8 protein-coding genes are annotated in these 12,175 nt (G+C 69.9%); 1 reads left to right on the forward strand and 7 read right to left on the reverse strand.

All coding sequences use genetic code 11. The features are described 5' to 3' along the window. Nucleotides 1-57 precede the first annotated feature (57 nt). From nirB to BR07_RS0119385, 5 genes are all read right to left on the reverse strand, one after another. Nucleotides 58-2,571 carry a nitrite reductase large subunit NirB gene (gene nirB, locus BR07_RS0119365; RefSeq protein WP_037186710.1) on the reverse strand — a complete coding sequence of 838 codons (2,514 nt, stop codon included), beginning with the start codon at nucleotides 2,569-2,571 and terminating at the stop codon, nucleotides 58-60. 47 nt (nucleotides 2,572-2,618) lie between these two features. Further along, nucleotides 2,619-4,184, reverse strand: a complete 1,566-nt coding sequence (locus BR07_RS25550; RefSeq protein ID WP_081821424.1) for an FAD-dependent oxidoreductase — start codon at nucleotides 4,182-4,184, stop codon at nucleotides 2,619-2,621. Further along, entirely contained in the window at nucleotides 4,181-6,346 is a 2,166-nt protein-coding gene (locus tag BR07_RS25555; protein WP_051613602.1) for a molybdopterin oxidoreductase family protein, read from the reverse strand. Before BR07_RS25555 ends, BR07_RS25550 begins: the two co-directional genes overlap by 4 nt. Continuing rightward, nucleotides 6,343-7,815, reverse strand: coding sequence for an MFS transporter (locus BR07_RS0119380; RefSeq protein ID WP_027506839.1), 1,473 nt, complete (start codon nucleotides 7,813-7,815; stop codon nucleotides 6,343-6,345). Before BR07_RS0119380 ends, BR07_RS25555 begins: the two co-directional genes overlap by 4 nt. A gap of 134 nt (nucleotides 7,816-7,949) precedes the next feature. Continuing rightward, nucleotides 7,950-9,266: an MFS transporter gene (locus tag BR07_RS0119385; protein WP_027506840.1), complete on the reverse strand. Its 1,317-nt coding sequence runs from the start codon at nucleotides 9,264-9,266 to the stop codon at nucleotides 7,950-7,952. A gap of 87 nt (nucleotides 9,267-9,353) precedes the next feature. Between BR07_RS0119385 and BR07_RS25560 the strand changes: the two genes are divergently transcribed. Beyond that, nucleotides 9,354-10,049, forward strand: coding sequence for a FadR/GntR family transcriptional regulator (locus tag BR07_RS25560; protein ID WP_037186716.1), 696 nt, complete (start codon nucleotides 9,354-9,356; stop codon nucleotides 10,047-10,049). On the opposite strand, the gene BR07_RS0119395 is transcribed toward BR07_RS25560, so the two are convergent. Beyond that, the gene (locus BR07_RS0119395; protein ID WP_027506841.1) at nucleotides 10,046-10,900 is read right to left on the reverse strand and encodes a TIGR02569 family protein; all 855 of its coding nucleotides are present in this window, start codon (nucleotides 10,898-10,900) and stop codon (nucleotides 10,046-10,048) included. The genes BR07_RS25560 and BR07_RS0119395 overlap by 4 nt on opposite strands. Before the next feature lie 82 nt (nucleotides 10,901-10,982). Further along, nucleotides 10,983-12,161, reverse strand: a complete 1,179-nt coding sequence (gene moeB / locus BR07_RS0119400; RefSeq protein ID WP_027506842.1) for a molybdopterin-synthase adenylyltransferase MoeB — start codon at nucleotides 12,159-12,161, stop codon at nucleotides 10,983-10,985. Nucleotides 12,162-12,175: the final 14 nt, after the last annotated feature.

Consider the following 12,175-nt stretch of genomic DNA (forward strand, 5'->3'; position numbering starts at 1 on the left):
GGCCGGCCTCCGGCCTTCCCGGCCACATCTCGGCCGGCCTCCGGCCTTCCCGGCCACTCACCCGACCGGAACGGACGGCATCCCCATCAGGACCGGAACCTTGCGGGCACCGGACTCGTCGAACGAGACGGTGGGGTCGGACTCCTCCGGGGCGTTGACGAACGAGACGAAGCGCGCGAGCTTGGTCTCGTCCTCCAACACACCCCGCCACTCGTCCCTGTAGCCCTCGACGTGCGACGCCATCGCTGCCTCGAGGTCCGCGGCGATACCCAGGCTGTCCTCGCACACGACGGCGCGCAGGTGGTCGAGTCCGCCCTCGAGACTCTCGACCCACGGCGCCGTGCGCTGCAGGCGGTCCGCCGTGCGCACGTAGAACATGAGGTACCGGTCGATGTACCGGACGAGGGTGGTGTCGTCCAGCCCCGACGCGAGGAGTTGCGCGTGCTTGGGCGACTGCCCACCGTTGCCGCCGACGTACAGGTTCCACCCACTCTCGGTCGCGATGATGCCGACATCCTTGCCGCGCGCCTCGGCGCATTCGCGGGCGCAGCCGGACACACCGAACTTGATCTTGTGCGGGGACCGCAGACCCCGGTAGCGCTTCTCGAGGTCGACGGCCATGCCCACGGAGTCCTGCACGCCGTAGCGGCACCACGTGGACCCGACGCAACTCTTCACGGTGCGCAACGACTTCCCGTAGGCCTGACCCGACTCCATGCCGGCGTCGACCAGTCGCTTCCAGATGGCGGGGAGCTGCTCCACGCGCGCGCCGAACATGTCGATGCGCTGACCACCCGTCACCTTGGTGTACAGACCGAAGTCGCGTGCCACCTCACCGATGACGATCAATTGTTCGGGAGTGCACTCCCCACCCGGCATCCGCGGCACGACGGAGTAGGTGCCGTTCTTCTGGATGTTGGCGAGGAAGTGATCGTTGGTGTCCTGCAGGGCAGCCTGCTCACCGTCGAGGATGTGTTCCGAGGACGTGGACGCCAGGATCGAGGCCACGACCGGCTTGCAGATGTCGCAACCGGCGCCGCGGCCGTGAGCGGCGACGAGACCGGAGAACGTGCGGATGCCCGCGCCGGCGACGATCTCGAACAACTCGCGCCTCGACTGGGAGAAGTGCTCGCACAGGGCCTTCGACATGACCACGCCCGACGCGGCGAGCAACTGCTTGATCGTGGGGAGACAGCCACCGCACGTGGTGCCGGCGTCGGTGCAGGACTTGACCGAGGCGATGTCGCAGGCGCCCGCAGCGATGGCCGAGCAGATGGTCCCCTTGTCCACACCGTTGCACGAGCACACCTCGGCATCGTCGGGAAGCGCTCCGGCGCCGAGCTTCTCGCCGCTCGGCGAGATCAGTGCAGCCGGATCGCCCGGGAGTTCGCGGCCGACGAGCGGGCGCAGCGTCGCGTACGCCGACGCGTCCCCCACGAGGATGCCGCCGAGCAGAGTCCTCGCGTCGTCCGACAGCACGAGCTTGGCGTAGGTGCCCTTCGCGGCATCGTTGAGCACCACCTTGAGTGCGCCCTCGGTGGCGCCCATCGCGTCCCCGAAACTGGCGACGTCGACACCGAGCAGTTTGAGCTTGGTCGAGAGGTCCGCGCCCGGGAACTCGGCGGTACCGCCGACGAGCCGATCGGCGACGACCTCCGCGCTGGAGTACCCAGGAGCGACGAGGCCGTAGCACCGGCCCTCGATGGCCGCACACTCGCCGATGGCGTAGATCGCGGGATCCTCGGTACGGCAACCGATGTCGGTGAGGATGCCACCACGCTCGCCGACCGGGAGGCCGCTGGTGCGGGCGAGAGCGTCCTGCGGGCGGACACCCGCCGAGAACACCAGAAGGGCGGCATCGATGACGCTGCCGTCCGCCAGAGTGACGTCGATGCCGTGATCGTTCTCGGCGATGGCCGAGGTGCCGACACCGGCGTGGACGGTGACACCGAGCTCGGTGACGAGCTTCGCCAGGACCGCACCGCCGCCCTCGTCGACCTGCAGCGGCATCAGTCGCGGCGCGAATTCCACCACGTGCGGCGTCATGCCCATCTGCTTCAGGGCGTTCGCGGCCTCGAGACCGAGCAGGCCGCCGCCGACGACCACTCCCACTGCGCCGGGGCCGGCCGCGTCGGCGCAGGTGCGGATGCGATCCAGGTCGTCGATCGTGCGATAGACGAAGCAGCGATCGAGGTCGTGCCCCGCGATGGGCGGGACGAACGGGTAGGACCCCGTGGCCATGACCAGCGCGTCGTACGGCACCACCGCACCGTCCGAGGTGGTGACCACCCGAGCGTCGCGGTCGATCGACTCGGCCCGCACGCCGGTACGCAGGGTCACCGCGGTGTCCCCGACATAGTCGTTGCCCGCCAACGCGAGTTCCTTGTGGTCCCAGGCGCCGACGTAGGACGAGAGCCCGACGCGGTCGTAGGCGGGGAGGGCCTCCTCGCAGAGGACGGTGACGGACCACTCGCCGGCCGTGTCGCGTGCGCGCAGCGCCTCGACGAACCGGTGGCCCACCATTCCGTGTCCCACCACCACGGCTGTGCGGTGAGCGGTCTGGTCGGTCATGACAATCTCCTCGGGAAACGGTGAACGGGTGGTGTGACTCGGGTCGGTCATGCGGTGACCGGGAAGGCCGGAGGCCGGCCGTCTGTGACCGGGAAGGCCGGAGGCCGGCCGTTGTCGGGGACCGGGAAGGCCGGAGGCCGGTCGTTGTCGGGGACGGGATCCGCTCGGTGCAGCCAGTCGCAAAGGCCGTCGACGACGCCCACGCAGCTACCGCAACCGGTGGTGGCGCGGGTCTTCTCGGCCATGGCCTCGGGGGTGTGGGCACCGCCGCGCCACGCGCTGACCAAGTGCTTCTTGGTGACGGTGTTACAGCGGCAGATCACGGCTGCGTCGGGCATGGTCGACGGGTTGGCGCTCTCGGTGGGGCCACCGACGAGGTGCCCGAGCAGCAGGGTCATACGGTCGACGGGGACCAGCGATCCGCCGTCGAAGTATTGGCTGAGCGTTCCGACGACTTCCGGGTTGCCGAGCATCACCGCGCCGACCAGGCGGTCCTTGCGGACGACGACCTTCGCGTACCGGCCGCGGGTGGGGTCGCTCATGACCAGGACCTCGGACTCGGTGTCGTTCGGGTCGACGTCGATCTCGCCCATCGAGGCGAGGTCGACGTCGTGCGCCTTGAGGCGGGTGATCTGCGCGGTGCCGTGGTACTCGGCGCGGGACGCGCTGCCGCACAGCTGGTCCGCGACCACCCCGGCCATCTCCCAGGCGGGCTGGACCAGGCCGTAGACCTCACCGCGGTGCTGGGCGCACTCGCCGATCGCGCGGATGTGCGGGTCGGAGGTGCGCAGGTCGTCGTCGACGACGACAGCGCGGTCGACGTCGAGCCCGGCCGCGACGGCGAGGTCGATGTTCGGACGGATCCCGGCCGCGACGACGACCAGGTCGGCGGGCAACGCGCTGCCGTCGGACAACACGAGTTCGCGCGTGCCGTCGGGCGCGGTACGCAGAGCCTCGGCCCGAGCGCCCAGCGCCACGTCCATCCCCAGCTCTCGCAACACTCGGGTCAGCACGGCGCCGCCACCGGCGTCCATCTGCTTCTCCATCGGATACGCGCGGGGGTGGACGATGGTGACGTCCGATCCGCGCATGAGGGCGCCGCGTGCGGCTTCGATGCCGAGAAGCCCGGCGCCGATCACGACGACGCGTGAACCGGGTCCCGTTGCTGCGGTGATGGCGTCGCAGTCGGTGAGAGTGCGGAACGCCACCACACCGTCCGCGAGGTGACCGTCCGCGTCGGTCATGCCGGGCGCGGGCGGCAGGAAGGACCGCGAGCCGGTGGCGAGGACGAGTGTGTCGTAGGTGTCCGTGGACCCGTCCGAGCGCGTGATCGTGCGCCGCTCTCGATCGATCGACGTGACCGCGACCCCGATGTGCGTCTCCAGACCGTTGCGCTCGCACCAGTTCTCGGGCTTGATTCGAGTGTCCCTCGGGGTCAGGTGCCCGGCGACCACGTTGGAGAGCAGGATGCGGTTGTACGCGGCGTGATTCTCGTCGCCGTAGACGACCACCTGGACGCGGGCCGCATCCGCGTCGCGTCGGTGGATCTCCTCCTGCAACCGGGCACCGGCGAGGCCGTTCCCGACCACGACGACGCGATGAGGTGCACTCATGCCGTCTCCCCGTCCGTCGCGCCGACCAGGTGCGCGGCGATGCGCACCGCGCAGACCTTGAACTCGGGCATCCGGCTGGTGGGATCGAGTGCCGGGTTGGTCACGAGGTTGGCGCGCGCCGCATCGGCGAAGTGGAACGGCAGGAACACCGTGTCGAGCCGCATCGACGCGTCGCACCGCACGCGGGCGACGACCGTTCCGCGGCGCGAGACGACGTCCGCGTCGTCGCCGTCCTCGAGCCCCGCGCGACCGGCGGTGTCCGGGTGGACCTGGACGAACATCGGGCCTGCCGCCTCCGACAGGGACGGCACGCGCCGGGTCTGCGCACCGGACTGGTAATGCGTGAGCACCCGCCCCGTCGTCGCGAGGAGAGGAAAGTCGGCGTCGGTGGGTTCTGCGGGCCCGACCTGGTCGACCGTGACGAAACGCGCTCGCCCGGTGGGTGTCTCGAAACGATCCAGGAACAGTCTCGGTGTGCCGCCGTGCGTCTCCGACGGTACCGGCCAGTGCAGCGCCTCCCCGGCGTCGAGACGCTCGTAGGTCACGCCCGAGTAGTCGGCGATGCCACCGCGGGACGCTCGGCGCAACTCCTCGAACACCGTCCGTGCGTCGCGGGGGAAGCGGTCGGCGGGCTGGCCCAGGCGAACGGCGAGATCGGCGAGGATGTCGAGCTCCCCGCGCGCGCCCTCGGGAGCGTCCACGGCCCTGCGCCGGCGCAGGATGCGGCCCTCGAGGGAGGTCATGGTGCCCTCCTCCTCGGCCCACTGCAGCGTCGGCAGCACCACGTCGGCCATCGCGGCAGTCTCGGAGAGCACGAAATCGGTGACGACGAGCATCTCGAGTGAGGCGAGCCGATCGACGACGTGACCGGCCCGCGGGGCCGAGACGGCGATGTTCGAGCCGTGCACCATGAGCGCGCGGGGACCACCGGGGGTGCCGAGGGCGTCGAGCAGTTCATAGGCGCTCAGTCCCGCACCCGGGAGTGCGGACTCCTCGATACCCCAGAGGGCGGAGATGTGTTCACGCGCTGCGGGATCGGTGATCTTGCGGTATCCGGGAAGCTGGTCCGCCTTCTGCCCGTGCTCGCGTCCGCCCTGTCCGTTGCCCTGGCCGGTGATGCAGCCGTATCCGGTTCCGTGTCGTCCGCACAGCCCCAGCACGAGAGAGAGTCCGATGACGGCCGAGACCGTGTCGGTTCCGGACGCGTGCTGTTCGGCTCCACGGGCGGTGAGCACGTAGGCGCCCGTACCCGCGTCCCGTGACTGCGCCAGCAACCGCACCGTCTCCCGCAGGCGAGCGACGGGAACGCCGGTGACGCGCTCGGTCCGCTCCGGCCACCACTGCGCCGCCGCCGTCCAGAACTCGTCGAAACCCTCGGTGCGTGAGTCGATGTAGTCGCGATCGGCGTACCCCTCGACCACTGCCAGGTGCACCAGGCCCAGTGCGAGGGCCAGGTCGGTGCCCGGCGACAGTTGCAGGTGCACTCCGCCGGCGGACACCGCCCGGTCCACCGTCGCGGTGCGCCGTGGGTCGGCGACGATGAGCCCGCCCGCGTCGGCGGCGGTCCGGAGATGCTGCACGAAGGGGGGCATCGTCTCCGCGACGTTGCCGCCCAGCACCAGCACGGCCCGCGCGGAACCGATGTCCGCCAACGGGAACGGCAGTCCTCGGTCGATTCCGAACGACTTGTTGCCGGCGGCCGCGGCCGACGACATGCAGAACCGCCCGTTGTAGTCGATGTTCGACGTGCCCAGCGCGACACGGGCGAACTTGCCGAGCATGTAGGACTTCTCGTTGGTCAGCCCGCCCGCCCCGAAGATCCCGACCGCGTCGGCGCCGTGCTCGGCCCGGACGCGTCGAAGCGTCGTGGCCACCGCGTCGAGTGCGGCGTCCCAGGTCGTCGGGACGAGTTCCCCGTCGACACGCACCAGTGGTGCGGTGAGCCTGCCGGGCACTCGCAGCACCTCGGCGGCGGTCCACCCCTTCTGGCAGAGACCACCCTTGTTGGTCGGGAACTGGCGGGCCTCGATCCCGGCGCTCGCTGCATCCGTGCCGGTGACGGTCATCGCGCACTGCAGCCCGCAGTACGGGCAGTGCGTCGCCGTTCCTGCTCGGGTGGCCGGTGGCCGAAGGGTCTCCGGCACGGATGCAGCGACGGTCATACGGTGACCACGTCCTGCTCGTTCGCGGTACGCGCGCCGGATCGGCGGAGGTACACGGCCCACGTGGCCGCGGCGCAGAGGACGTAGAAGACGAGGAAGACCCAGAAGGCGGACGTCGCCGACTTCTCCGCGCCCGAGTACGACGCGCGCAGGACCAGGTTGATGCCCACTCCACCGAGCGCGCCGATCGCACCGGCGATACCGATGAGCGCACCGGACATCCGGCGGGACCACGCGGCCTGCTCGGTGGCCGACATCCCCACCAGCAACGTCGACTTCGACGCGAAGATCGCCGGAATCATCTTGTAGACGGACCCGTTACCGAGCCCCGAGAGCACGAACAGCAGGATGAAGCCGACGACGTAGAACACCATCATCGATCCGGTCGCCGCTCCTGCCGTGGCGTCGTCCGTCATCGACGTCGCGACCAGGATGCCGGCGGAGAAGATCATCGCGACGAAGGTGTACATCGTGATGCGGCCGCCGCCGACGCGGTCGGCGAACTTGCCGCCGATCGGTCGGGACAGGGAACCGAGGAGCGGGCCGATGAACGCGATCTGAGCGGCGTGCAGGGAGGCCTGTGCCTGCATGGCCGGGGTGACCGCACCCCCGTCGGCCAGACCGGCGAGGAAGTTGATCTGCAGGATCTGCCCGAACGCGAAGCTGTAGCCGATGAACGACCCGAACGTGCCGATGTAGAGGAACGCGATCCACCACGAGTCGGAGAAGCGCAGCACGTCGATCATGGAGCGGCCGTTGGTCTTCTGGTTGTCCAGGTTGTCCATGTACAGGGCCGCGCCGACGGCGGCGACCGCGATCAGGACGAGGTAGACGGCGCACACGATCTCGGGTGCGGTGTTGCCCACCGTCGCGATGACGAGGAGCCCGATGAGTTGGATGACGGGGACACCGATGTTGCCGCCGCCTGCATTCAGTCCGAGAGCCCACCCCTTCTCACGCTGGGGATAGAAGGCGTTGATGTTGGTCATCGAGGAGGCGAAGTTGCCGCCGCCCAGTCCCGCGAACGCGGCCACGACGAGATACGTCGTGTACGAGGCGGGATTCATCATGAAGTACAGCGTCAGCACGGTCGGGATCAGCAGCACGAGGGCGCTGAAGATCGTCCAGTTACGGCCGCCGAACTTCGCGGTGGCGAACGTGTACGGGATTCGCAGGATGGCGCCGACCAATGTCGGCACGGCCACCAGGAAGAACTTCCCGGCCGGGTCGATGCCGTACTGCGCCATCGGCATGAAGAGCACCATCACGGACCAGATGGACCAGATGGAGAAGCCGACGTGCTCCGCGACGACGGACCAGATCAGGTTGCGGCGGGCGACGTGCTTGCCGCCGGCCTCCCAAGCCTCGACGTCCTCCGCGTCCCAGTTCGTGATGTGGTGCTTACGAGCGACTGCACCGGGGGCACCGGTGGGCGCCGTGGCAGCGCCGGTATCCGACAAGCTGGTCACGAGTGGCCTCCTGATCTCTGGGGAAGCCCAAAGATAGGAAAACCATGTTGCGAGGGCGCTGCACGCTGTGACCCGTGCGTGAACTTGACCTCACGTCCGTGTTTCCGGGTTGGTGAGGGTCTGCTTCGTGAGGGTCAGGGTCGCGACTGAGCCTGGCGGACGGGCCCGTCCTCGAGGACGCGCGGACGGCAGGCGGCCTTGGCGGCGACCAGCAGCACGGCGATGCCGCACGTGAGGAACGCGAACGACCACTCCCAGCCCCCGGTGTTCTCGTGCAGCACACCGAAGAGAATGGGGCCGGCGCAGGCGATCGTGTACCCGACTCCCTGCGTGAAGCCGGACAGGGATGCCGAGCCGACGGCCGTGCGCGTGCGCAGATTGATGAGCGTGAGCGACATCGGGAACGTCGTCGGACCTGCACCGACCAACACCAGCCACAGCACCGTGCCCGTCGCGGGCGCCCACAGCAGGCCCGCGAAGCCTGCGAGATAGCAGACCGCGCAGCCGATGACGATGGGATAGGGGTCGACCATCCGACTGGTGAAGGACGGCGCGAGCAGGGAACCTGCGAGACCGACCGCGGCGAACACCCCGAGCGAGGCACCGGCGGCACCCTCGCTGATGCCGGCCTCGACCAGGAGGGAGGGCAGCCACGTCAGCATCGAGTACGTGACCATGGACGTCATCGCGAACATGCCGGCCATCCCCCAGCCGAGCGAGGTGCGCCAGACCGGGACGGGCGGCGCCACCGGCTGGGCCGACGGCTCGGTGAGCGGCCCGTCGAGCTCGGCCTCCACGGCGGCGTCCTGCGCCGGAGCCTCCGCACCGCGCACCGCGGGGGCGGCGGGGCGAGTGCGTCGCGTCAGCACGATGGCGGTCCACGGCACCACGGCGGCGACGGCGGCCACACCCCACATCGCGAGCGACCAGCGCCACCCGACCGCGTCGGCGACGGGGACCGCCGTGAGCGACGGGACGATCGTGCCCAGCTGCAGGAGGCAGATGTAGACGGTGCTCATCATGGCGAGCCGGTCGGAGAAGTAGCGCTTGACCAGCGGCGGGATGACCACGTTGCCGATACCCATACCGGCCAGGGCGACCGCCGAGAGCAGCGCCAGCGACCCGAGCCCGGGGGCGAACGCCCGCGCGAAGATGCCGACACCGGTCAGAGCCGCCGCGGCGAGTGCCGTCCGCTCGAGTCCGAGACGAGTCGCGATGACCGGGGTGAGCACGCCGAACAGCGCGAACATCGCGGTCGGGAGCATCCCGAGGAGCCCGATGGCGCCGGCGCCGAACCCGAGGTCGTCGCCGATCCGGGGGAACAGCGGCGACACCGAGGTGACCGCTGCCCGAAGTGTGAACGCGGACAGGATGAGTGCCGCGAACACCAACAGCCGTCCCTGCAGTGTCGAGCGTGACCCGGGCTCGGCAGTGGTGGCGGTCGCAGTCATGGGACGAATCATAGGATGATCCGACCTGTCTGGCAAAGGACTACTAGACTGGCCGAGACCGACACCACACGAGAGAAAGACACTGACGTGCAACCCGTACGCCGACAGAGCCTCATCGGGCAGGTCACCGACCAGTTACGAGGCGAGATCGAGTCCGGGACGTGGGCCGTCGGTACGCGGATACCCACAGAACCGGAGTTGACCGAGCTGACCGGCACGGGACGCAACACCGTTCGCGAGGCCGTCCAGGCGCTGGTGCACGCGGGCATGCTCGAGCGGCGCCAGGGATCGGGCACCTACGTGCTCGCGTCGTCGGAGATGCCGTCGGCCCTCGGCAAGTACTTCTCGTCCGCGCGGCGACGCGACGTCCTGGAGCTGCGGCGGGCGCTCGACATCACCGCGGCCACACTGGCCGCCGAGCGGCGGACCGACGAGGACGTCCGGATGCTCGAGGACACCCTGGCACATCGGACCGCACTGTGGGACGTCGACCGCACCCGGGCCCTGCATCTCGACGTGTCCCTGCACCGTGCCATCGTCGCGGCCAGCCACAACAGCATCTACCTGGAGGTCTACGACTTCCTGCTCCCCAGTATCGAGGAGACCATCCTCGACCACGACGCCGATTCCGACCGTGCGTTCCACGAGGAGCACGCGGCCCTGGTTCGAGCGGTCGTGTCCGGGGACGCCGACGCGGCGGCCACCGCCGCACGCTGCTTCTTCACCGAGCTCGCCGCGGACGGTGCCGACGATCGGGACACCGGCGCACTGCCGACCGACTAGAGGATCAGGCGCACCAGATCGGCGGTACGGGCCAGACCGGGAAACGCCTCGGCGGTCGAGCGCGGATGCAGAGCGTGCACCGCGAGGCGGAACATCACCGCCCGCAACAACATCTGCGGCCACTCGGGGAGATCCTCCCAGCGGCCGATGAGCCCGTCGTCCGCGCCGCCCCAGGAGAGCGCGTCGACGACCACCACGGCCGCGGCCCACGACGCGGGGCGCCAGTACGGGGTGATGTCGGTGATACCGGGAGCCTGCACGCCGTCGAACAGCACCGTGCCGAACAGATCTCCGTGCACCAACTGGTCGGGCTCGCGCACCGGCCGACGCAGGGTGGCCAGCTGACCGATCACCTCGACACTGCGCACACCGTCCGGCGACGTCGGCTCCACCGCTCCCCCGGCACGGGCGGAGCGGAACGGAACCTGTTCCCACGCAGCACGATCAGCGGCGACGAACACGTCCACGTCACTCCACGGCGCGACCGGCGTCTGGGTCAGGAACCGCGGTTTCTCGAGCTGCGACGTCGCGACGTGCAGCCGGGTCGCCAGCGAGACGACCTCGTCGTGGCGGGGTTCGGGAACCCCCTCGATGTACGTGTCCGCGCGCCATCCGGACACGACGTAGCGGCCGTCGGTCGACCGCACCGGCCGCGCGAGCCGAACCCCCTCCACCGCAAGGGTTTCGCGCACCTTCGCCGACCAGGCACCGCGGGCGTGATCGGCCACCGGGGACAGGACGACGTCACCGAGACGCCAACCGCCGTCCCAGTCCGCTCCCAGAGCCACCGGCGCGACGTCTCGGAGCCCGAACGTGCCGATGACGTGCTGGGGAGGTTCCGCCGATGTCATGACGGCCACCGTACCGCCGCCACGGTGCGAGTCCGCAGACCCCGGTGAGCGCGTGTCCCGGCACGCGTGACCGAACCCGGTGTCAGTACGTCGGGACGGTGGGGTCGACGTCGCGCGCCCACGCCTCGAGTCCGCCGCGCAGGTGGTGGACGTCGGCCATGCCGGCGGACCGCAGGACCGCGAGTGCCTCGGCCGAGCGGACACCCGTCTTGCAGTAGAGCACCACCGGCCGGTCCGTCGGCAGCGACGCGACCGCGTCACCGGCCACCACCGTCGGCAGAGGCATCAGCGTTGCGCCGTCGAGGTGCACGATGTCCCACTCGACCGGATCCCGCACGTCGATCAGTGCCACCGGGGCACCGCCGTCCAGCAGCGCGCGCACGGCCGCCGGATCGAGGTCGCCGTCCGCCGAGTCCACCGACGGCAGGGGCGAGGCCACACCGCAGGACACCTCGTAGTCCTCCTCCACCTCGGACACCCGCACGCGACCGGGGTCCCGGCGCAGGGTGACCGTGCGGAAGGTCATGGTGCGCGCGTCGTAGACCAGAAGACGCCCGAGCAGCGTGTCGCCCATGCCCGTCACCAGCTTGACGGCCTCGGTCGCCATGATCGAGCCCACGACCCCGCAGAGCACGCCCAGCACGCCGGCCTCCGAACACGACGGCACAGTGCCCGGCGCGGGCGGATCCGGGTAGAGGTCCCGGTAGTCGACGCCGAGACCGCCGGGTGCGGCGTCCCAGAACACGGACACCTGCCCGTCGAAGCGATAGATGGATCCCCACACGTACGGGATGCCGGCGACGGCGGCCGCGTCGTTGACGAGGTACCGCGTCGCGAAGTTGTCGGTGCCGTCCACCACCAGGTCGTACTGGCGGAAGAGGTTCACCGCGTTGCGGGGCTCGAGCCGGACCTGGTGCAGCCGGACCTCGATAGTGGAGTCCACAGCCCGGATCGACTCGCGGGCGCTGACCGACTTCGGCCGACCGATGTCGGCCTCGCCGTGGATGATCTGTCGCTGCAGGTTGGACGCGTCCACGTCGTCGAACTCGACGATGCCGAGGGTGCCCACGCCCGCCGAGGCGAGATACAGCAGCACGGGCGAACCCAAGCCGCCGGCACCGATCACCAGGATTCTCGCGTTGCGCAGACGCCGCTGGCCCAGCACTCCGACGTCGGGTAGCAGCAGGTGTCTGCTGTACCGAGCGACCTGCTCGCGGCTCAGCTCCGGGCCCGGTTCCACCACCGGGTCGACGATCGTCATGCTCCTCGTACCTC

This window comes from Rhodococcus sp. UNC23MFCrub1.1 (assembly GCF_000686025.1).
Lineage (GTDB): Bacteria > Actinomycetota > Actinomycetes > Mycobacteriales > Mycobacteriaceae > Rhodococcoides.

Excerpts from the sequence above, each read along its gene's own strand:
- nirB (WP_037186710.1), bottom strand. The coding sequence starts at position 2,571 with ATGACCGACCAGACCGCTCACCGCACAGCCGTGGTGGTGGGACACGGA.
- BR07_RS25550 (WP_081821424.1), bottom strand. The coding sequence starts at position 4,184 with ATGAGTGCACCTCATCGCGTCGTCGTGGTCGGGAACGGCCTCGCCGGT.
- BR07_RS25555 (WP_051613602.1), bottom strand. The coding sequence starts at position 6,346 with ATGACCGTCGCTGCATCCGTGCCGGAGACCCTTCGGCCACCGGCCACC.
- BR07_RS0119385 (WP_027506840.1), bottom strand. The coding sequence starts at position 9,266 with ATGACTGCGACCGCCACCACTGCCGAGCCCGGGTCACGCTCGACACTG.
- BR07_RS0119395 (WP_027506841.1), bottom strand. The coding sequence starts at position 10,900 with ATGACATCGGCGGAACCTCCCCAGCACGTCATCGGCACGTTCGGGCTC.
- moeB (WP_027506842.1), bottom strand. The coding sequence starts at position 12,161 with ATGACGATCGTCGACCCGGTGGTGGAACCGGGCCCGGAGCTGAGCCGC.